Annotated in this window: 19 protein-coding genes; 10 read left to right on the forward strand and 9 right to left on the reverse strand. The window is 65.3% G+C overall.

What is annotated here, in order from left to right; genetic code table 11:
• Positions 1–18: 18 nt before the first annotated feature.
• Entirely contained in the window at positions 19–375 is a 357-nt protein-coding gene (locus WAW17_RS09845) for a hypothetical protein (RefSeq protein WP_422332797.1), read from the forward strand.
• A gap of 20 nt (positions 376–395) precedes the next feature.
• Here WAW17_RS09845 and WAW17_RS09850 read toward each other — a convergent pair whose 3' ends face one another.
• Positions 396–1,790, reverse strand: coding sequence for an acyl-CoA dehydrogenase family protein (locus tag WAW17_RS09850; protein WP_422332798.1), 1,395 nt, complete (start codon positions 1,788–1,790; stop codon positions 396–398).
• A gap of 92 nt (positions 1,791–1,882) precedes the next feature.
• On the opposite strand from WAW17_RS09850, the gene WAW17_RS09855 reads away from it, so the two are divergent.
• Positions 1,883–2,905 (forward strand): NAD-dependent epimerase/dehydratase family protein, encoded by a 1,023-nt coding sequence (locus WAW17_RS09855; RefSeq protein WP_422332799.1) that lies wholly within the window; start codon positions 1,883–1,885, stop codon positions 2,903–2,905.
• A gap of 21 nt (positions 2,906–2,926) precedes the next feature.
• On the opposite strand, the gene WAW17_RS09860 is transcribed toward WAW17_RS09855, so the two are convergent.
• From WAW17_RS09860 to WAW17_RS09870, 3 genes are all read right to left on the reverse strand, one after another.
• Positions 2,927–3,874 (reverse strand): alpha/beta hydrolase, encoded by a 948-nt coding sequence (locus tag WAW17_RS09860; RefSeq protein WP_422332800.1) that lies wholly within the window; start codon positions 3,872–3,874, stop codon positions 2,927–2,929.
• The gene (locus WAW17_RS09865) at positions 3,874–4,677 is read right to left on the reverse strand and encodes an oxygenase MpaB family protein (protein ID WP_422332801.1); all 804 of its coding nucleotides are present in this window, start codon (positions 4,675–4,677) and stop codon (positions 3,874–3,876) included. Before WAW17_RS09865 ends, WAW17_RS09860 begins: the two co-directional genes overlap by 1 nt.
• A 178-nt stretch (positions 4,678–4,855) precedes the next feature.
• Positions 4,856–6,553 carry a fumarate hydratase gene (locus WAW17_RS09870; RefSeq protein WP_422332802.1) on the reverse strand — a complete coding sequence of 566 codons (1,698 nt, stop codon included), beginning with the start codon at positions 6,551–6,553 and terminating at the stop codon, positions 4,856–4,858.
• Between the two features lie 135 nt (positions 6,554–6,688).
• Here WAW17_RS09870 and WAW17_RS09875 point away from each other — a divergent pair, with 135 nt between their 5' ends.
• Together WAW17_RS09875 and WAW17_RS09880 are read left to right on the forward strand one after the other, a co-directional pair.
• The gene (locus tag WAW17_RS09875; protein WP_422332803.1) at positions 6,689–8,089 is read left to right on the forward strand and encodes a WS/DGAT/MGAT family O-acyltransferase; all 1,401 of its coding nucleotides are present in this window, start codon (positions 6,689–6,691) and stop codon (positions 8,087–8,089) included.
• 138 nt (positions 8,090–8,227) lie between these two features.
• Positions 8,228–8,995: a CPBP family intramembrane glutamic endopeptidase gene (locus WAW17_RS09880; RefSeq protein ID WP_422332804.1), complete on the forward strand. Its 768-nt coding sequence runs from the start codon at positions 8,228–8,230 to the stop codon at positions 8,993–8,995.
• Position 8,996: 1 nt separating this feature from the next.
• Here WAW17_RS09880 and WAW17_RS09885 read toward each other — a convergent pair whose 3' ends face one another.
• The 3 genes from WAW17_RS09885 to WAW17_RS09895 form a co-directional block, all read right to left on the reverse strand.
• Positions 8,997–10,244 (reverse strand): esterase/lipase family protein, encoded by a 1,248-nt coding sequence (locus WAW17_RS09885; RefSeq protein ID WP_422332805.1) that lies wholly within the window; start codon positions 10,242–10,244, stop codon positions 8,997–8,999.
• 247 nt (positions 10,245–10,491) lie between these two features.
• Complete coding sequence (locus WAW17_RS09890; RefSeq protein WP_422332806.1) at positions 10,492–10,617, reverse strand: hypothetical protein; 126 nt, start codon at positions 10,615–10,617, stop codon at positions 10,492–10,494.
• A gap of 335 nt (positions 10,618–10,952) precedes the next feature.
• Positions 10,953–11,459 carry a MarR family winged helix-turn-helix transcriptional regulator gene (locus tag WAW17_RS09895; protein ID WP_422332807.1) on the reverse strand — a complete coding sequence of 169 codons (507 nt, stop codon included), beginning with the start codon at positions 11,457–11,459 and terminating at the stop codon, positions 10,953–10,955.
• Positions 11,460–11,538: 79 nt separating this feature from the next.
• Here WAW17_RS09895 and WAW17_RS09900 point away from each other — a divergent pair, with 79 nt between their 5' ends.
• The gene (locus WAW17_RS09900; RefSeq protein WP_422332808.1) at positions 11,539–12,426 is read left to right on the forward strand and encodes an alpha/beta fold hydrolase; all 888 of its coding nucleotides are present in this window, start codon (positions 11,539–11,541) and stop codon (positions 12,424–12,426) included.
• Between the two features lie 156 nt (positions 12,427–12,582).
• A complete protein-coding gene (locus WAW17_RS09905) occupies positions 12,583–13,104 on the forward strand; it encodes an OmpA family protein (RefSeq protein ID WP_422332809.1) in 522 nt (173 codons plus the stop codon).
• Between the two features lie 25 nt (positions 13,105–13,129).
• Here the strand turns inward: WAW17_RS09905 and WAW17_RS09910 are convergent, their stop codons facing one another.
• Positions 13,130–14,260, reverse strand: a complete 1,131-nt coding sequence (locus tag WAW17_RS09910; protein ID WP_422332810.1) for an NADH:flavin oxidoreductase — start codon at positions 14,258–14,260, stop codon at positions 13,130–13,132.
• Between the two features lie 142 nt (positions 14,261–14,402).
• Here WAW17_RS09910 and WAW17_RS09915 point away from each other — a divergent pair, with 142 nt between their 5' ends.
• From WAW17_RS09915 to WAW17_RS09930, 4 genes are all read left to right on the forward strand, one after another.
• Positions 14,403–16,034 carry an amidohydrolase gene (locus tag WAW17_RS09915; protein WP_422332811.1) on the forward strand — a complete coding sequence of 544 codons (1,632 nt, stop codon included), beginning with the start codon at positions 14,403–14,405 and terminating at the stop codon, positions 16,032–16,034.
• A gap of 276 nt (positions 16,035–16,310) precedes the next feature.
• Complete coding sequence (locus tag WAW17_RS09920) at positions 16,311–17,210, forward strand: restriction endonuclease (protein WP_422332812.1); 900 nt, start codon at positions 16,311–16,313, stop codon at positions 17,208–17,210.
• A gap of 143 nt (positions 17,211–17,353) precedes the next feature.
• Positions 17,354–18,562: a serine hydrolase domain-containing protein gene (locus WAW17_RS09925; protein WP_422332813.1), complete on the forward strand. Its 1,209-nt coding sequence runs from the start codon at positions 17,354–17,356 to the stop codon at positions 18,560–18,562.
• A gap of 222 nt (positions 18,563–18,784) precedes the next feature.
• Positions 18,785–19,519, forward strand: coding sequence for a DUF1906 domain-containing protein (locus WAW17_RS09930; RefSeq protein WP_422332814.1), 735 nt, complete (start codon positions 18,785–18,787; stop codon positions 19,517–19,519).
• A gap of 9 nt (positions 19,520–19,528) precedes the next feature.
• On the opposite strand, the gene WAW17_RS09935 is transcribed toward WAW17_RS09930, so the two are convergent.
• The gene (locus tag WAW17_RS09935) at positions 19,529–20,020 is read right to left on the reverse strand and encodes a nuclear transport factor 2 family protein (protein WP_422332835.1); all 492 of its coding nucleotides are present in this window, start codon (positions 20,018–20,020) and stop codon (positions 19,529–19,531) included.
• Between the last annotated feature and the right edge of the window lie 2 nt (positions 20,021–20,022).

The raw sequence follows: 20,022 nt of genomic DNA on the forward strand, positions 1-20,022 counted from the left end.
GGCTATACAGTGCAACTCATGTCTGTCGTGTATAACATCTTCGTCGTCATCCACATGCTCGGTCTGGCTGCCCTGGTGGGTGGTTACTTCGCGGTGCTGAAGGCGCCGAGCGTGACCGAATTGATCGTGTGGGGTGCTCGTATCCAGCTCCTCTCGGGCTTGATCATCGTCGGGATCGGTGAGGGCGCGCTCGACAAGGGCGACGACTACAACCACATCAAGATCGGTGTGAAGCTTCTGGTGTCCCTGGTCGTCGTCGCCTTGGCCGAGATCACGCGCGCCAAGCAGAAGAAGGGTGCAGGCAATCCCAACCTGGTGCACGCGATCGGTGGCCTGGCAATCCTCAACGTGCTGATCGCATCGCTCTGGAATTGAGTTTCCTCAGGCCGCGACCGTCACTTCTTCGGCGGGGCGAGGAATTTCATGGCAAGCCGCTGGGCCGACTCGGGTACCCGGTCCTTGGCGGACATCGCGAGCTGGCCTGCTCTCGTCCGGATCGGGGTGCCGCGGCCGAATCTCCGGTTGAAGATGGTGCCCTCGGCCGGCTGATCGAAGTGGAGCGGCGGGGCGCCGTCCGCGGCTCCGAGCGCCCGGCCGATCACCATCCGCTGAATTTCGCTGGTGCCTTCGAAGATGGTGTACAGCTTGGCGTCCCGATACCACTTCTCGATCGGGTGGTCGCTGATGTAACCCCATCCGCCCATCGTCTGCAGGGCTCGCTCGGTCGTCTTCACCGCGACTTCCGACGCGGCGAGCTTGGCCATGGATCCCTCGCCGTGCCGGAACGGGACACCGACGGCGGCCATCCAGGATGCCCGCCAGGTCAGTAGCCGGGCGGCGTCGATCTCCGTGGCGAGCTGGGCGAGCGGGAACGAGATGCCCTGGTTGTCGATGATGGGGCCACCGAAGGCCTCGCGGCGGTTGGCGTACTCGGTGGCGTATTCGAGGGCGGCACGGGCGATGCCGAGTGCCTGCGCGGCCACCATGGGACGCGTCTGCTCGAAGGTACCGAGCGTGGCGGACTTCCGTCGCGGCGCGCCCGCGGCCACCTCCTCCTGTACCTCACGAGCTTTCTGCATGCGGTTCTGCAGTTTGTGTTCTCCGCCGAGGAGGTGATCGGCAGGCACCCGTACCTGGTGGAATTTCAGTTCCGCAGTATGTGACGCCCGGCAGCCGAGCTTGTCGAGCTTACGGACCAGTTCGATTCCCGGTGACCTGCCGGGTACCACGAACAGGGCCTGCCCGCGATGGCCGAGGTCCGGGTCGACCGTGGCGTTGACGACGTGGACATCCGCGATGCCACCGTTCCCGATCCACATCTTGTGACCCTCGATCACCCAGTCGTTCCCGTCCCGCTTTGCGGTGGTGCGAAGATTGCGGACGTCGCTTCCGCCTTCGGGTTCGGAGATGCACAGTGCCGCCAGCTTGAGATTCCCCGGTTCACCGAAGCACTCCGGCGCCCACCGGAGCATCTGCTCGGGCGTCGCGGCCTGCCCGATCGAGGACAACGCGAGCGCCGGCATGACGATGGCCAGCCCTATCCCCGCACATCCCCAGAACAATTCCTCCATGAACAGGGGCAGGGAGAGACCCGTCGGATCACCGATCAGGTCGCGATAGAACAGCGGACTGTAGAAGCCCTCTTCCGCGGCCTTCTCGAGCACCTCCCAGGGAAACTCCTGTTCGTGGTCGTACTTTGCCGCGACCGGCCGGACGACGTCCTGTGCGAACGCGTGCGTCCGCTCGACGAGGTCCTTCTGTGCATGCGTGAGGTTGAGACTGAAGGTCATGGGCGCCCCTCGCTTACCGCGTGTGCCATCGACCCTCAACGTAACACCGGAATTCGGCCCCGCGAAGGGGTATCGGCGGCCACACTGGGTTGGTGACCACCGACGGAGGCGCCGCGGCCGTGAACGGCATCACGGTGGCCGTCACGGGTCCCACGGGGGAGATCGGCCTCGCCGCGGTGGCCGCCCTGGAGAAGGACCCCGCGGTGGAGCGGATTCTGGGCATGGCGCGGCGACCGTTCGATCCCAGCGACCGAGGATGGCTCAAGACGGAGTACCGGCAGGGCGACATCCTCGATCGCAATGCCGTCGAAGCCTTCGTCGGAGAAGCCGATGTGGTAGTCCACCTTGCGTTTCTGATCATGGGGTCGCGAGAGGAAAGCGGTCGGATCAACCTTGTCGGCACCCGGAACGTGTTCGAGGCAACTGTTGCGGCAGAGCGACCAGGTCGCCTGGTGTACACCTCGTCGGTCGCTGCGTACGGATACCACGCGGACAACCCGAGCCCCCTCACCGAAGACGTGCCCACCCGTGGATCGCCGGAACACTACTACTCCGAACAGAAGGCCGAACTCGAACGAGTTCTGAAGGAGGTCACCGCGGAGTCGTCGCTCGAGGTGTTCGTGCTCCGGCCCTGCATCGTGGCCGGGCCTCATGCGACGGCTCTCGCCGACGCCATGCCCTGGCGCCAGATCGCCGCTCGGCTTCCCGGCGCGGTCTCCACCGTTCTCGGCAGTGTGCCGGGATTGCGGCCGCCGTTTCCGGACCCTGGTGTTCCGTTACAGCTGGTTCACCACGACGATGTGGCGTCGGCGATCGCTCTGGCCGTAACCACGGACGCGCCGCCGGGGGCGTACAACATCGCCGGCGACGGCGTCGTCTCGCTGGCGGATGCAGCCTCGGCGCTCGGCGCGTACCCCGTCCGTATTCCCCTCGTCGTTGCCCGGGCCGCGTCGGCCGTGCTCGGGTGGTTGCCGAAAGTCCCCGCGGCGGCAGAGTGGCTACACACGGGCCGGGCTTCGGTGGTGATGGACACGTCGAAGGCGAAGCGGGAACTCGGCTGGCAGCCTGAGTACACCAGTGCGCAGACGCTGGCGGAGTTGACGAAAGTTCTGTGAATGTTGTGTGACCCCTGCGGATCAGCGACGAGTAGCCGCCTCGGCCAGCGTGCGCCGAACGAATTCACCGGCGTAGGTGGCTGCCGCGGCAGCCTCGGGGATGATCGGGTGGAACGCGTGGAAAACGTGTACCTGACCGGGCCACGCCTGAAGCTCACACGGAACCCCCACTTCGGCGAGGGCTTTCGCAAGGTGTTCGGCGTCCCCGCAAATCGCCTCGGTGTCGCCGCCCTGAATCAGAAACGGCGGCCAGTCCCGCTCGGGTTCGGCGTCGAGGAGTGCGAGCCGCGGATCGGCGAGATCCGCTCCCGGCGCATAGCTCTCGCGCGCACGCTCGGCGAACCGGACCGACAGGAAGGGGTCTCGTCGAATCGCCTCACGCGCGCCCGCGGTCTCGAGTCCGAGGTCGAGCCACGGGGACAGTAGCAGCACCCCTGCCGGTAGGTCGGCACCCCGACGCCGCAGTTCGGGCAGCAGTCCGGTGGCCAGATGACCGCCCGCAGAATCTCCGCCGACCATGACGTCCTTGGCCTCGTACCCCTGCTCGAGGAGCCACAGGTAGCTCTCGGTCGTGTCCTCGGCCGCGGCTGGGAACGGATGCTCGGGGGCCAGCCGATAGTCGGGCAGGAAGACCGGCACACCGGCGGCCGCCGACAGGCGGGACGCCAGCGCGCGATGCGAGCGCGACGACCCGAACACGAAACCGCCGCCGTGCAGGTAGTGAATCGCGTGCCTGGAATCCGCCGCGTTCTCCGCTCGAACCCACAGACCCGGGACCGGTGCGTCCCGCACCCGTTCGAACGTGGTGCCACGTGAGCAGAACAGGCCGCCTAGATCGATGCCGCGACGGATGACGGTGAGAGGGAACCCACGGGTGCGCACATTGTCGGCGACAATTCTCCCGGCGACCGAAAGGCCCAACCGCAGCGCAGTGCTGCGACGGCTGGCGACCTGATTCGCGGAGAACATCAGATCGCCACTCTCTTGTCGGTCGACGCCAGTCGCTTACGGGCGTCGCGTAGGACGAGCCGCTTGGGCAGGTGGCGGAGGGAGCGGGGCAGAATCCGGTAGATCGGTGCACCGATCCCGATCAGAATGTCGAAAGCCTTCTGGCTCCGGTCATTCCATTCGAACCCATAGGTGCGGCGAACCTCGGGCGGTAGCAGACCGACTGTGATCAGACGATTCAGTGGCATCCCCGCCCGGACGAACCACGGGGCACTGCCGCCGGACAGCAGTTGATGTGCAAACACGCGGACCTTCTCGTCGATGACCAGATTGTCGAGCGTGTTCCGCCAGTACTCGTCGAATGCGGCAAGGTCCGCGGGCCACAGCTCCGGCGGAACCTGCAGGGAGGTGCCGTACACGGCGAACTGCTGGTAGAGGTCCTCAGCGGCGTCCTCGTCGAGCGGACCGAGAAAGCGCTCATAGATGTCGCGTCCGCCCTGCCACATGACGGCCGCGATCCACAGCTGCAGCCGGGGATCGAACGCGTTGTAGGACTCCGAACGCACTGGGCCGTGCGCACGGTTCACGAACGAAATGATGCGACGTCGTTCCTCGTCCTCACCGAACGCGATCAGGAAGATGTACGCACTGGTGTTACGGAACCGGGTGATCGGATCCGCGAGGGCTTTGCTGTGATCGACCACGCCGTGCCCCACCGGGGACACCGCCACCTCCATGAGAAATCGTCGAGGCGAACTGAGGAGAAAGACCGCCTCGCCTATCACGTCTTGGAGATCGGGGGTTCGCGCACCGGTGGAAGTCACCGTCGAACTGTAAATCACAGGTCACAAGAAACGCCAGAGCGTTCACAAAATCCCTGCTGGGGAGGTCTGATCTGAGACGGGCATTGGCGAATCGGTACTAACTTATGAATCGGGTGGTGGATACGGAAGGGCCCCGGAGAGGCGTGCTCGCCGGGGCCCTTCGGTATGTCCGGTCAGCTCACAGACCGGGACGCTTGCCCACGGTCAAGGTGACCTCGCCGGTGTGCGCGAAGAAGTCGTTGCCCTTGTCGTCGACCACGATGAACGCGGGGAAGTCCTCGACCTCGATCCTCCACACGGCTTCCATGCCGAGTTCTTCGTACTCGATGACGTCGACCTTCTTGATGCAGTCGAGCGCCAGGCGCGCTGCAGGACCGCCGATGGAGCCCAGGTAGAAACCGCCATGGCTGTTGCAGGCGTCGGTGACCTGCTTGGAGCGGTTGCCCTTCGCGAGCATGACCATCGAACCGCCCGCGGCCTGGAACTGCTCCACGTAGGAGTCCATCCGGCCCGCGGTGGTGGGTCCGAAGGAACCGGACGCCATCCCGTCCGGGGTCTTCGCCGGACCGGCGTAGTACACCGGATGATCCTTCAGGTACCGCGGCATGTCCTCACCGGCGTCGAGCCGCTCCTTGATCTTGGCGTGCGCGATGTCGCGGGCGACGACGAGCGGGCCCGTGAGCGAGAGCCGGGTCTTGACCGGGTGCTTCGACAGCTCCGCGAGGATCTCGGGCATCGGCCGGGTGAGGTCGATCTTGACGGCGGCACCCTTGCCGGTCCCGGACACCCCGGACGTCTCGGCGTCGAGTCGAGCGTCGGTGATCTCGGGAAGGAACCGGCCAGGATTGAACTCGAGCTGCTCGAGGAAGACGCCCTCGGGGGTGATCTTCGCCTTGGCCTGGCGGTCCGCCGAGCACGAGACGGCGATCGCGACGGGCAGAGACGCACCGTGGCGGGGGAGACGGATGACCCGGACGTCGTGGCAGAAATACTTGCCGCCGAATTGCGCGCCGATGCCGATCTTCTGGGTGAGTTCGAAGACTCGCTTCTCGAGCTCGTGGTCACGGAAGCCGCGGCCGGTGACGGCGCCCTCGGTGGGCAGCTCGTCGAGGTAGTGCGCCGATGCGTACTTCGCCGTCTTGAGCGCGAACTCGGCCGACGTGCCGCCGACGACGATCGCGAGGTGATACGGCGGGCAGGCGGCGGTGCCCAGCGAGCGGATCTCGGCCTCGAGGAACTGCATCATCGAGTCCGGGTTCAGGATGGCCTTGGTCTCCTGGTACAGGTACGACTTGTTCGCCGACCCGCCACCCTTGGCCATGAACAGGAACTTGTAGGAGTTCTCGTGGCCCTTCGCGGTGTCCGCGTACAGCTCGATCTGCGCCGGCAGGTTGTTGCCCGTGTTCTTCTCGTCCCACATGGTGAGGGGAGCGTTCTGCGAGTAGCGCAGGTTCAACCTGGTGTACGCGTCGAACACGCCGCGGGCGATCGACTCCTCGTCGTCGCCGGGGGTGAGCACCTGTTGGCCGCGCTTGCCCATGACGATCGCGGTGCCGGTGTCCTGACACATCGGCAGGACACCCGCCGCGGCGATGTTCGCGTTCTTCAGCAGATCCAGGGCAACGAATTTGTCGTTGCCCGAGGCCTCCGGATCATCGAGGATGCTAGCGAGTTGCGTCAGGTGATCGCTGCGGAGGTAGTGCGAGATGTCGTGGAGCGCGGTTTCGGTCAACAGCCGAAGCGCCTCGGGCTCGACGGACAGGAAGGTGCGGCCGCCGGGTCCTTCGACAGTCGACACCCCCTCGGTGGTCAGCAACCGATATCGGGTGCGGTCCGCACCGATCGGCAGCAAGTCCTCGTAGAGGAAGTCGGCCATCATATCTCCTGAACAGAGGGGCAGGTGAAGTTCGCGTATCAGGCTATCGCTGCGCGCGCAATGCTTTGACGAGGGGGCATCGATCGGTATCTCGTCAGCCGGTCCGATCGTCCCTTCCGGGACTAGCATGGACAGATGGAGCGCTTGAGTGGTCTGGACGCAAGCTTCCTGTATCTGGAGACTTCGTCGGCACTGCTCAACGTGTGCGGCCTCATCCTGCTCGAGCGATCCGAGCACGATTTCGACAGTGTGCACTCCGCGCTGGAGCGGTGCGTCGCGGCCGTGCCGGACTTCCGTAAGAAGCTGCAGGACAGCATCCTGAACCTCGACCATCCGGCCTGGATCGAGGACCCCGAATTCGACGTCGAACGCCACATCCATCGGGTCGTGGTGCCCGCGCCCGGTGGTCCTCGAGAGCTGGCTGATCTCTGCGGGCTGATCGCGGGCGGACGGCTCGACCGATCACACCCGTTGTGGGAGATGTGGCTGATCGAGGGCCTGGCGGACGGCAGCAACGCCCTCATGGCCAAGATGCATCACGCCACGGTGGACGGGGTCACGGGCGCGAACATGATGACGCAGATGTTCAGTCTTTCGCCGGACGCACCCCCGCCGGGGACCTCGAGCGGCGTCGGCCCGGGAAATCGCCTGGCGCTGGTCGCAGGAAGCTGGCTCTCTGTTCTCGGCAGACCGGTGAAGCTGGCGAGGGTGATTCCGGAGACGGCAGGGATGCTGGCCGGATGGTTGGGGCGCGCTGTGCGAGGGGAGGCGATGCCGCCGCCCTTCGTCGCACCCCGGACGGGGTTCAATCGCAACATCACCGGTCACCGCAACATCGCCTTCGCGCAACTCGACCTCGCCGCGGTGATCGAGGTCAAGACGGCTTTCGGGCTCAAGATCAACGACGTGGTGCTCGCGATCTGCGCCGGAGCGCTGCGCCGGTACCTCGAGAATCGCCACGAACTGCCCGAGTCGCCGCTGATCTGCGTCGTTCCGATGTCCGTGCACGAGCGGAGCGACCGCCCGGGTACCAACCAGGTGTCGGCCATGTCCGCGTCGCTGGCTACCGACATCACCGATCCGGTCGAACGGTTGCATGTGATCGCGAAGAACTATGAGCGCGGCAAGGCTCACGGAAAGGCCATCAGCCCCACAATCCTGCACGACTGGGCGCAACTCGGCTCGCAATCGCTGCTCGGCGTCGGGGCGCGCGCGTACTCCGGACTCCACCTCGCCGAACACCATCCGGTGGTGCACAACCTGGTGATCTCCAACGTCGCCGGCCCGCCGGCGCCGCTCTACTTCCTCGGAGCCAGGATCATCGGCATGTTTCCCTTCGGGCCGATCATGCACGGCGCCGGGCTGAACATCACCGTCATCTCCGGTGACGGGCGGCTCGATATCGGTCTGATCGGCTGCCCCGAGTTGATACCCGAGCTGTGGTCGCTCGCCGAGGCGATGTCTCCGTCGCTGGACGAGTTACTCGGCGCCGCACGCACGATACATCCGGAGCCACCGTCCGAGGCGCGGGTGTGATGGGTGACAAGTTCATGGTCGGACGGGGTGGCCGATCCGTACACTCGGGCAGGTGCACGAGGTTTGGATGCATGGTCACAAGCTAGGTCGCCGCCGCCCTTTCGGAATCGTGCCGGCGGGATGGGTGTTGTTGCTCGTATGAGTATCGAAGTCGAGTGCGCCGCAGTTGCCGGCGAATCCCCCCACGTGCCTCATCGGTGGCGCATGGTGAATGCGTACGTGGACGTGGCCATCGTCGTGGTGGTGCTCGTGGGTACCAATCTGATCGCACACTTCACCACCGTGTGGGCGAGTATCGCGACGGTACCGCTCGCTGCGGTTGCCCTGCTGGCGCTGATGCGCCGCCGCGGACTCGGATGGGCGGAACTGGGGCTCTCTCCTCGGCACTGGCGAAGCGGCACGATCTACGCGGTGGCCGCCGCGGGACTTGTGATCGCGGTCGTCGCGGTCGGTGCGGCGCTACCGTTCACCCGCACGTTCTTCATGGCGGACCGATACGCCACCATCTCCGGGGCCCTCATCGCCTCGATGATCGTCATCCCATTGCAGACCGTCATTCCGGAGGAACTGGCGTTCCGCGGCGTACTGCACGGCACCCTCGAGCGTGTGTACGGCGTCCGCGGGGTCTTTGCGGCCGGATCGCTTCTGTTCGGGCTGTGGCACATCGCCTCTTCGCTCGGTCTCACCGCGGGCAACAAGGGACTGTCCGGGTTTCTCGGTGGGGGACCCGCCGGTCAGGTGCTCGGGGTGCTCGCTGCGGTCGTGGCCACTGCGGCCGCCGGTTTCGTGTTCACCTGGCTGCGGCGCCGCAGCGGGAGTCTGCTCGCACCGATCGCGCTGCACTGGTCGCTGAACGGGGCGGGAGCGCTCGCGGCAGCCGTCGTATGGCACGTCACGGTGGCGTGATTCAGACGTCCAGCACCTGCGGGGAAGACATCCATTCGAGAAGCCTTTCGTGAACCGCGTCGTGGTTGAGCAATGTGAAGTGGTGCGCCGGCGCAAGATGCATGCCATGCTCCTCCCGGAAACCGATCATCCTGGTCCTGTTCCGCCCGGACGCGCTCGGAACGAGCACCATGCCGTCACCGATGAACCGGCCCAAGGGATGCGTCGGACTGCGGCTGAGGGTCGCCGACACGAAGCAGTACGTCACCCAGTCGAGAAGGGGGACCTCGCTGCACGCTGCGGCGCGCAGGGCGTCCGGATCCCGGTCTCGCCAGTCTTCGTCGACCAGTGACCCCTGGTTGAGATCTCGAATGCCCGCACTGCGCCTGCGTAGCAGTCGCGCGAACGGCCGGGTCTCGGGCAGCCGCGACAATGCGGCACTCGCGTAGTGGACGGCCTGTTCCAGAGGGGCACCCAGATGCGGGGAGCCGAGGCTCACGACGTGGCGTACCCGGTGGACCCACGGGAGACCGTCCACCGAGGCGGTGTGGCAGGCACTGCGCGCGACGAGGCCACCCATGGAGTGGCCGATCAGGGCGATCGACTCGACTTCCACCGGCCAGTTCGCGACGACGGCGTCGACGAGTTCGGCGAGTGAGCGGCCGTTGTCGGAGATGTGACGGCCCGAGTTGTATCGGATCTGCAGTGAGGTGAGGTCGAGGTCGGTCTCGAGACGCGTGCCGTATGTGGGGCGACCCCCCAGGTTCCAGGCGCGCTCGGTCTCGACGAGGCCGTGGAGGAAGAACACGAGGCCTCCCCGAGCCTCGGGGAAGGCGGCGGCGAGGCTCCCGGCATCCGCCGGGACAGGAGCGCCGCCGACGCGAATCGACATCGGCTCCGCGAGCGGGGAGCCTTCGGCCTCGAGTTTGTCGCCGATCAGCCCCTGGATCACGGCGATCGTCTGTGCGCCGCGAGGGGTCCGGGAGGGTGGCGGGTCACCCGCGGGAAGGTCGAGGACGCGCCCGGCAAGTGAACCCACGACCCGGGCGGTGCCGGCGACGCCGGAATATACCGTTGCCGCGATCCCGTCGTGCAGCGCCTTCGTCGGGATGGCGGCAGGCCCGACTCCGAGTTGGATGCCTGTGAAGACTCTTTCGGAAATCGCGCGGTGAATGTGGGCGACCCCCTCCGCGGCACCTCCGACTTCGTCGAAGGCCAGTCGGGTGAGGGCTCGCACTTCGGATCGCCGCTGCACGCCTGGAGTATTCACGGAGCGTGAGTGTACGCGCGGTACCAGTATGTGTACAGAAATATATGGTCGAATCGGCGCCATTCTGCGCATATTGCGAGAGTTATTTTGACGGGCGCGGATAAGTTGATCTTGAAATTCAGTAACCGGTCGCTCGTCCAGTCACCCGATAATGTGAATCGAGAGGAAAGGCCGCAACACCGCGACGGAGGTCACACGTCGGTGGGCGAACTCCGCCGCAGGTGGAAGGCTCTGACCTGCTAACGGGTCAGCCGAGTGCGGCGGCTGCTTCTGTTGCGCCACCCAGGCTGTCAGCCGAACCCGTGAAGAAATCCAGGAACGAGAAGAGGTCGGAGAACGCGGTCATAGCTTCGGACAGGAATGCGAAATCCATATTGTGTACTCCCTGCTCGGTAGTCGGAGATGTTGGCGCTGAGCGGGCGCCTCGACCTTTTTACCGTTATCTAACCGAGATCGCAATTCGGGGCAGCGTGGCACAAAGGAAAAATGAGGCCCTTCGATTTCGAGCGGGCAATCCGAAATTCGAGGTCACTGCGCCTCTTCGACGTGCGGTTACCTTGTACGAAAACCGCGCATCGGTGCGCGACCTTCGGGCACGTCGGTCACCGCCACCGTGGCCCAACGCGTTCACGCCGTTCCTGGTGCACATTGCGGTTCTGTTCGAGAGCCGTCTCTGTCCGCACCGCGTCTTTGCAGGGTTGAGTGAGCTCAGGTATTCCTTCGAGACCAGCCATCGGTTGTGCGGGTCTGTCCCCTTCGGGTGGTCTCGACCGCGGCGATCATCGAGCTCAGAAAGGAATCGATCGTGTCGACCTGCTCCGGGGAGAAGTCTTGCGTAGCAACGACCGCGTGAGAGATCAATGGTCCGAAGAACGACCACCCGAGCTCCTTTGCCGTATCGGATACTTCCACGATGACACGTCGGCGATCCCGCGCATCTCTTCTGCGAGCGACGAGCTCGTTCCGCTCCATGCGATCGACCAGGGCCGTCACGGACGCCGAATTCAGGCCCAGCTGCTGACCGAGCCATCCCGGTGTCGCCCGGTGTCCTGCGCGTTCGGAGTCGAGCAGGCTGATCAGCGCTCGCACGTCGGTGGCATGAAGTCCATGCAGATGTGCAAATTCGGCCCCGAGCAGGTCCAACTGGACGACGAGCGCACGTAGGCGATGCACCAACTCGTGGCCGTGTGGATCGACGTCCTTCGGTTTCGGCATCTGGCCCTCCTTCGGCTCGACAAGGATACCTCGATTAGCTACTGTCTCGATAGTCGAGAGAATATTCGTGGAGGTAACCATGCCCCGACCGTCGATCGATCAGTTCATAGCCTCTGACGCTGGTGCGGCGTTCTATCGCGCGTACGATTCGGTCCTGGCCAAGTGGCCCAACGGAACAACCGCGCGTGAGCTCGACTCCCTTTATGGCACAACACATATCAACGAATGTGGTCCAGACGACGGGCCTGCCGTGCTGTTGCTCCCCGGCGCCGGTGCCACCTCGACGGTGTGGTTCAACACTGCGGCGGCCCTCGGTACGGGTAACAGGCTCTATGCCATCGACCTGATGGGCGACGCCGGGCGCAGCGTCGGTCACGGTCGACCGATCGCATCTGTCGACGACCTCCTCGGCTGGCTTCGAGGAGTCGTGGACGCGCTGGAGTTGGATTCGTTCAGTATCGTCGCTCATTCCTACGGGGCGATGATCGCCCTCGCCTACGCTCTGCGTGCCGAGAGTCGTGTGAAACGGCTGTTCCTGCTCGATCCGAACTCGTGTTTTGCGGGAATGCGTGCGGCTTACCTCGCTCGAGCCGTCCCAATTCTATTACGCCCCAACGAAAGGCGTGAGCGGTCGTTCATTCGGTGGGAAACCGATGGTCTCGCTCTCGACGAGGACTGGTTGTCTCTGCTGGCACAAGGCGCAGCTCATTTCCCGAAATCGAAGACGATCGTCCCCGAACGTCCATCCAAGAGCGCACTGGCAGGATTGGCGGCGGACACTACCGTGATTCTCGCCGGACGCAGCAAGGTTCACGACAGCAGAAAAGTGGAAGCAGCTGTTCGCTCGACCCTTCCCACCGCCCGAACCGTGATTCTCGACTCGGCGACGCACCATGCCTTGCCGATGACCCCGACCATCGAGTTGAATGCGGTACTTGTCGACGGGTTGACGCGAATGTCGGACTGAGGGCGAACCACGCATCGGCCCGACCGGTCTGCGGTTCACGCGCCTCGACAGGATCTTTCGCCGTGCGGGTTTGCGAATGCCGCCTGTGTCGCGGCATCGCGGGGCTATCCTCACCATTGGCAGGGCTTCCGGACAAGACAGACGTAAAGGGGATCCATGATTCGCAAGACGATCGTCAGCGGCGTCGCGATCGCGGCCATTGCGCTCGCCGGAGCGGCCGCATGTACCGACGACAGTTCGGACGAGGGTTCCGGCGCGACCACAACGACCTCGGCGTCCCACGGCGGGAGTGGTGTGATGAGCAGTATGAAGGCCACGGCGTCGTCTGCCCTGAACACTGCGCGTGAGGGCACCCAGAACGCCATCAACTCGGCGATCTCGGCGGTGCCGATCGGCTTCGAATCCGGCACCGCCGAACTCAACGCGATATCCGATGTCACCATCAAAGCCGTCGCAGCGGCGTTGAAAGCCGGTGACAGCTCCGTGGTGATCAAGGCCTACGCCAGCGACTCCGACGAGTCCGCGGCCGACCGGCTTGCCGAGCAGCGCGCGACTGCCGTCGCCAACGCCCTCGCGGACCAGGGTGTGGACAGGGGACGTCTCACGGTCGAGGGTGAGGCGAACCCGCCGGAGGGCGTCAACGTAGACCAGGCGGACATCACGGTCGAGGACAACTGACCGCTTCCAGCTGCCCGCGCAGGAGTCAGTGCAGAACCGTGCGGTGCTCGTCGATGTAAGGGATGAACTCGTCCGTTCTGCCGTCCCGCAACTTGAGTACCCACTCAGGGTCCGACAGGAGAGCGCGCCCCACCGCGACCATGTCGAACTCGCCGTTCTCGTACTGCTCGAGAAGTCGGTCGATACCGACGACGTTCGAGGTGCTGTCCGCGGAGAACGCTGTGGTGAACACCCTGTCGAGTCCCACCGAGCCCACCGTGATCGTCGGAAGGCCGGTCAGCCTCCGGGTCCATCCGGCCAAGCCGAGTTCACCGTCGATTCCGGCGAGCTCCGGGAACGCAGGTTCCCAGTGCCTGCGCGTGGACGGGTGCAGTACATCGACACCGGCCTCGACCAGCGGATCCAGGATCAGCGACAGTTCCGCAGGGGACTGCGCGAGGCGGGCGTCGTAATGGTTCGACTTCCACTGCGAGAAGCGATACACGAGCGCGAAATCGTCGCCGACCGCCTCGCGTATCGCGGCGACCACCTCGACCGGGAAGCGCGTACGGGCCTCCGCCGACCCGCCGTAGCCGTCCGATCGCAGGTTGGTTCGTTCCCAGAGGAACTGGTCGAGCAGGTAACCGTGCGCACCATGCAATTCGACGCCGTCGAATCCGACGTCCTTGGCGTTGACGGCAGCGGCCACCCACGCATCACGCAACGTGTCGAGATCGGCGGACGTGAGTTCCCGGCCGACCGGTGTGCCGTCCAGTGCCCGACCGGACGGACTGGCAGTGATCACCTCGGGGTTCAACCGTGGCGCCGATCCACGCTCCACTCCCAGGTGCCAGAGCTGCGGAATGATCTGTCCGCCCTCGTCGTGCACGGCGTCCACCACCGACTTCCAGCCCTCGAGGCTCTCGTCCCCATAGATGCGGGGTACACGCGTCTGCGGTCCCGCTGCGGGGTCCGGGATGTAGGTGCCCTCGGTGATGATCAATCCGACGCCACCCGCGGCGCGACGTCGGTAGTACGCCACCACGTCATCCCCGGGAATGCCATCGGGTGAGAAGGCTCTGGTCATCGGGGCCATCGCGAAGCGATTCCGGGCACGGATCGATTTGACGGCGAACGGCTCGAACAGGCCGTCTACGGGAAGCGGTGTCGAAGTCATGTCTGCGTGCAACGCATCGGGCGAAGGCGGTATTCCTTCGGTGACCGGCTGCGGAGTTGTAGTCTGAAGTAAGGGTCGACACTCGCTGCCGGCGCGCGGGATCTCGGTTCGGTCCCCGTCCGGTTGGACGGAGGGTGCACTGATGGGCACGAACGACGGAATGGCTGCCGATGTGGTGCTGTTCGGTGACGTGGTCACCATGAACGACGCTGCTCCCCGTGCGCAGGCGGTCGCTGTGAGGGATGGAAGGATCGCCGCCGTCGGTGACGACGCCGCAGTGTTCCCGCTGATAGGTCCGGGAACCATGGCCTTCGACCTTCACCGGGCCTGTATCCTGCCGGGTTTCGTCGAGGCCCACGGGCATCCGCTGAATTCCGCAATACTCCTGGGCCCGTCGGTCGTGGACATCCGGCCCGTGACGGTCGCCGACGCCGGCCAAGTCGTCGCCATCGTGCACCGCGCCCTCGAGGAACGCCCCGGCGGGGCCGTGCTGAGCGGCTGGGATCCACTGCTGCAGAAGGGTTTGCCGACTCCGACCCGTGAATGGCTGAACTCGGTCGCCCCCGATACCGCGCTGGTGATCCTGCACAACACCGGCCACGCCGCCTATTTCAACGATGTTGCCGCACGTGAGGCGGGGCTGACGAAGGATACGCCGGATCCCGAGGGCGGCAGCTTCGGCCGCGGCGAGTCGGGTGAACTCGACGGCTCGGCGTTCGAGGCACCCGCCGTGATGGCGGTGGCGTTGAAGTGGCTCGCGGACGACGCCGCCCGGCTGCCGGAACTTCTTGCAGCGGAGTGCGCGCGCATGAATGCGGCCGGCATCACCACCACCAGTGAAATGTCTTTCGATCCGCGCTTCCGCCGTACGCTCAGGGATTTCGCCCGATCCGGTGCGCTCACCACCAGGCTCCGCCTCTACGAGATGTCGAATCCCGCTCGTGCGAGCGATGTCTCGCCCGGAGTCGGCGACGACCTCGTCCGGCAGGTGGGCATCAAGATTTGGGCCGACGGGTCACCGTGGCTCGGAAACGTCGCACTCGGCTTCCCCTACATCGAGTCGGCGGCCACGCGGGCGCTCGGACTGGTGGGCAGCCGGGGCAGCGCCAACTACACGGCGGACGAGATACTCGAGATCAGTCGTCCATACTTCGAGAACGGCTGGCAGATCTCCTGTCACGCAACCGGGGACGAGACGATCACGATGGTGCTCGACGCGTGGGAGCGCATGCTCGCCGACATCCCTCGCGAGGATCACCGGCTACGGCTCGAGCATGTCGGTGCCATGCGCCCGGATCAGTTCCGGCGGGCCACCGAACTCGGTGTCACCTGCAGTATCTTCGTCGACCACCTCTACTACTGGGGTGACGTTCTCGTTGACGACCTCTTCGGTCCCGAATACGGAGAACGTTGGGCTGCAGCAGGTTCGGCGATCGCAGCCGGTCAGCGGATCTCGTTCCACAACGACGCCCCGGTGACCCCGCTGAGTCCCTTGCGCAACATCACCGACGCCGTCACCCGCCGCACCCGCTCCGGGCGGGTGCTCGCCCCAGACGAACGAATCTCCGCCGAAGAGGCTCTGCGGGCAGAAACGATCAACTCGGCCTGGCATCTCCGCAGCGAGGACGTCATCGGGTCGATCACTCCCGGCATGCACGCCGACCTCGTGGTGCTGTCGGCGAATCCACTGTCCGTAGACCCCTACGAGATCGCCGATCTCGAGGTGCTCGCGACCATCCTGGAAGGTCGAACGGTCTTCGGGAAACTGGAGTGATCCAGGTGCCCGCGGGCCGATGCCATCGCACTCGATCGAGACGTCGGCGGGAGCCTGGATCAGACGCTGTCCTCACCACATCGCTGTCCATCGGCTCGGGAGGATCCGGTGGGATCTTCGGGCCGGGGATGGTGGTCTCGGCTCGCCTGTCCGATCGTCCGCCGGTCCGGTAAGACGATATGCGGGCTCAGCCGGCCGATCGCGTGGTGGCCTGCCTGGCGAAAGGTACATGGTGATGACAGGGGACCGTGTGCGGACGCCGGCGTCTGCTCCGGCATGCTTGGGGCCATGACTGTTCATGTTCCTCAGTACGTCGACCTACTCTGGCCAGCGCTTCAGTCTGCCATAGCTCTCGGTGGTTCGGCGTCCAACGAGGAGCTCGACAGTGCCGTCGTTGAACGAGAAGGGCTTTCGTCGGAGGTGCAGGGCGTGCTCCACGGGGACGGTCCCAGTACCGAGATCGAATACCGGCTGGCGTGGGCCCGCACGTACCTCAAGGGCATGGGGCTGCTGACCAACAGCCGTCGGGGGGTCTGGAGTGTCACGGAGAAGGGCCGCGAGGTTTCCGAGAGTGAAATCCGCCCGCTTCACGCCGAGTTCTCCGCCGAGAACCGCAAGAAGAACGCCGCCCGCAAGTCCGCGAAGGCGGCCTCACGCCGCAGTGGGGAACCGGACGCGAACATCGCCGAGGCGGAGAACGAAGCGGACTGGAAGGACCTGCTGCTCGATACCGTCCTGAAGATGTCGCCGGCGGCCTTCGAACGCCTCACCCAGCGTCTGCTGCGGGAGGCAGGGTTCTCGAGTGCCTCGATCACCGGCCGCGGAGGCGACGGCGACATCGAGGGGCTCGGCGTATACCAGCTGTCGCTGCTGAGCTTCCCGGTGTTCTTTCAGTGCAAACGCTACAGCGGCAGCGTCGGAGCAGGTGCGGTGCGCGACTTCCGCGGCGCCATGGCTGGTCGTGGCGAGAAGGGTCTACTCATCACCACCGGAACCTTCACCGGCGACGCCCGGACGGAGTCGAAACGGGACGGCGCCCCGCCGATCGACCTGATCGACGGGGATCGGCTGTGTGACCTGCTCAAAGAGCATTCGTTGGGCGTGCAGACCACAACGCGGCTGGTCGAGGACGTCGAGGTCCGGGCGGAGTACTTTCACTCCCTCGAACCGAAATGAGTACCCCGCCGAACACACCTCTTCGTTGCAGTCCGGCCACGATGCGGTCACGTCGACCGAAAACACGTATGAAGTGTCTTTTCTCGAGTGTAAACAGGATGTAAATTGCAGGTTTCGGCAGATCTGACCGAAGAAGGTTCGACGTGACCACGACGACGCCCTGGCCGCTCCCGCGCCGCACGGTGCGGCCACCGACGGGAATGCTGGTGGACCAGCGGTTCGGCATGCTCGTGGACCAGTTCTTCGGGCTCTTCCACGACACCCGGCAGGGCGGGGGCGCCCTGTCGGTCTACCTGCACGGCGAACCCGTCGTGGACGTGTGGGCAGGTTGGGCACGCCGCGACACCCGCTGGGAAAGGGACAGCGTCGCCCTCAGCTTCTCCACCGGCAAGGGTGTTGCCTCCACCGTGCTGCATCGCCTGGCCGCGCGCGGGATCATCGACTACGACTCGCCGATCGCGCAGTACTGGCCGGAGTTCGCGGCAGCGGACAAGCACGACGTGACCGTGCGCGAGCTGCTGTCCCACCGGGCGGGGTTGCATCGTGTACGTGGCCTCGTCCCGGGCCAACTGAGCCTGATGGACCATTCTCTGGTCAGTTCCGCGCTGGCCGCCGCCAGGCCGGACGCCCGCAGGCTGAAGGGGTCCGGATATCACGCCGTCACCTTCGGCTCACTGGTCGCCGAGCTCACCTCCCGAGCGGCCGGAACGTCGTTTACCGAGTTGGTACGCACCGAGATCGCGGAGCCGCTCGGCGCGGCCGAATTCTGGTACGAGGTTCCGCTCGAGCAGCGGCACCGCATCGCGAAGACCTTCCCCCGGATCAACCCGTTCGGGGTTCCCTGGGGGGCCACCTCGTTCGCGTTGTCCCGGTTGCCCGCGGTCCGTAACATCGCGGACGCCGGCATGCCGGCCGGGTTCGATGCCCTTGTACGCAACCCGGCGATCCACGATTACGTCATGCCGGGATGGAACGGGGTGTTCAGTGCGCGCGCACTCGCCAGGATGTACGGCGCATTGGCCAACGGCGGTACCGTCGGCGGGGTCGAGTTCCTGCGACCCGACGTCGTGGAGCGGCTGAGCGAGGTTCAGACGACGGGCCGGGATTACGTGCTGGGCATCCCGATGAACTGGCGGCTCGGATACCACGCGGGGATGGTGGCACGGCGCAGGCAGCCCTCGACGACGTTCGGGCACTACGGTTTGGGCGGTTCAGGCGCCTTTGCCGACCCTGAGACCGGACTGTCGATCGCGTTCGTCACCAATCGGATGGGCAATACGTTGACACCCTTCGCCGATCTCCGCCTGCCCAGACTCGGTTCGACCGCGCTCGCGCTCGCCGAGCGGCTGTAGCGGTTCGTCCCGACTTCGAGCAGCCGGGCTCACCCGGCAATGAATTCCCGGAACCAGCGTGTCTCGAGTGGTATGTGGGGCGGATGTAGGCCAAGTGTCTGGCGGGACCCCTGTGAATATGGTGGAATGCAAACGGACCAAGATACCGAGAGAGCTACACCAGGTGTCGAAGACACGCCGCAGCGCGACCGATCGGATATGCGGTGGCTGCGATCGATTGATATGGGGGCCACTGTGCTGATTTCTCGAAGAGACCTGTTTCGGTACGCGGCGGCGGGTTCGGCGGTCGCGGGAATCGCGGCTCTCACCTCCACAACCTTGTCCGTCGCCGTGGCCGATGCGAAGAGCCTGGGCACCCTCATCGACTATTCGGGTGGTGTGCCATCGGCCGACGCCATACTCGAAGCCGGGTATGACGGCGCCATCCGCTACGTGTCCGATCGCAGACCGGGCGCCGAGTGGATGGAGGGCAAGCCGATGCTCGTCGACGAGGCCGAGTCACTGCTCGGTGCGGGACTGTCGGTGGTGTCGTGCTACCAATTCGGCAAGGGGAAGACGGCGGACTGGCGCGGAGGCCTGGAAGCGGGCAAGCGGCACGCCGAGCGCGGACTCGAATTGCACCTTGCCGCGGGCGGACCCGAAGATCGGCCCATCTACGCGTCCATCGACGACAACCCCACCCCCGCCGACTTCGTAACGATGATCGCGCCCTACCTCGCTGGGTGGGAATCCGTTGTGGGCAAGGCGAATACCGGAATCTACGCCAACTCGAAGACGCTCGACCTGGCGATCGTCGCCGGCCTCGGGTCGTGGTTTTGGCAGCACGACTGGGGGACACCGGAGGGCTACGTCCATCCCGCGGCGCACCTGCATCAGTACGAGATCGACGCGCGCAGCATCGACGGTGTCGGTATCGATCTCAACGACATCCTGAAGCCCGACTACGGTCAGTGGTGACGCACGCGGCTACCCGCCCATCCGGCTAAGCCACTCCCGGGCGTCGTCGGGGAGGTTTCCGGCGGCTTCTGCTGCGCGGCACCAGCTTTTGGCTGCGGCAAGAAAGTTCAGCGGGTTGTATGCGTCTTCCTCACGAGACCACAGGTTGTCACCCGCATAGTGCAGGATCGTGATGTTCGCGGCCGAATGCACGGAACCGTCGCCGGGGTCCTCCATGGGGTTGTCGATTTCGCAGATCACCCATCCGCGCTCGTCGTCGATCACGTGCCACGTCGCGGGGAAGCTGGGCATCCGGCTGCCGGGAAACGCTGACATGGTGCGGGTGACCCACCTGCGGATCGCGTCCCGCCCCTCGAATTTGCCGAAAGCGTGCTCGACGTAGCTGGCGTCCTCGGTGAAGAGGTCGGCGAAGCCGCTCCAGTCGCTCAGTTCGACGCAACGCCGCACGGTGTCCTGGTAGTTGGCAAACGCTTTCTCGAGCTCATCGCGGCTCCACGGCATGA

Origin of the sequence: Rhodococcus sp. (in: high G+C Gram-positive bacteria), from assembly GCF_049286785.1 — a bacterium.
Classification (GTDB): domain Bacteria; phylum Actinomycetota; class Actinomycetes; order Mycobacteriales; family Mycobacteriaceae; genus Rhodococcus_F.

Bases quoted from the DNA above. Each gene is read 5' to 3' on its own strand.
- WAW17_RS09890 (WP_422332806.1), bottom strand. From the start codon at position 10,617: ATGGATTTCGCATTCCTGTCCGAAGCTATGACCGCGTTCTCCGACCTC.
- WAW17_RS09935 (WP_422332835.1), bottom strand. From the start codon at position 20,020: ATGCCGTGGAGCCGCGATGAGCTCGAGAAAGCGTTTGCCAACTACCAG.
- WAW17_RS09895 (WP_422332807.1), bottom strand. From the start codon at position 11,459: ATGCCGAAACCGAAGGACGTCGATCCACACGGCCACGAGTTGGTGCAT.
- WAW17_RS09870 (WP_422332802.1), bottom strand. From the start codon at position 6,553: ATGGCCGACTTCCTCTACGAGGACTTGCTGCCGATCGGTGCGGACCGC.
- WAW17_RS09900 (WP_422332808.1), top strand. From the start codon at position 11,539: ATGCCCCGACCGTCGATCGATCAGTTCATAGCCTCTGACGCTGGTGCG.
- WAW17_RS09915 (WP_422332811.1), top strand. From the start codon at position 14,403: ATGGGCACGAACGACGGAATGGCTGCCGATGTGGTGCTGTTCGGTGAC.
- WAW17_RS09920 (WP_422332812.1), top strand. From the start codon at position 16,311: ATGCTTGGGGCCATGACTGTTCATGTTCCTCAGTACGTCGACCTACTC.
- WAW17_RS09905 (WP_422332809.1), top strand. From the start codon at position 12,583: ATGATTCGCAAGACGATCGTCAGCGGCGTCGCGATCGCGGCCATTGCG.
- WAW17_RS09875 (WP_422332803.1), top strand. From the start codon at position 6,689: ATGGAGCGCTTGAGTGGTCTGGACGCAAGCTTCCTGTATCTGGAGACT.
- WAW17_RS09860 (WP_422332800.1), bottom strand. From the start codon at position 3,874: ATGTTCTCCGCGAATCAGGTCGCCAGCCGTCGCAGCACTGCGCTGCGG.
- WAW17_RS09845 (WP_422332797.1), top strand. From the start codon at position 19: ATGTCTGTCGTGTATAACATCTTCGTCGTCATCCACATGCTCGGTCTG.
- WAW17_RS09850 (WP_422332798.1), bottom strand. From the start codon at position 1,790: ATGACCTTCAGTCTCAACCTCACGCATGCACAGAAGGACCTCGTCGAG.
- WAW17_RS09880 (WP_422332804.1), top strand. From the start codon at position 8,228: ATGAGTATCGAAGTCGAGTGCGCCGCAGTTGCCGGCGAATCCCCCCAC.
- WAW17_RS09930 (WP_422332814.1), top strand. From the start codon at position 18,785: ATGGGGGCCACTGTGCTGATTTCTCGAAGAGACCTGTTTCGGTACGCG.
- WAW17_RS09910 (WP_422332810.1), bottom strand. From the start codon at position 14,260: ATGACTTCGACACCGCTTCCCGTAGACGGCCTGTTCGAGCCGTTCGCC.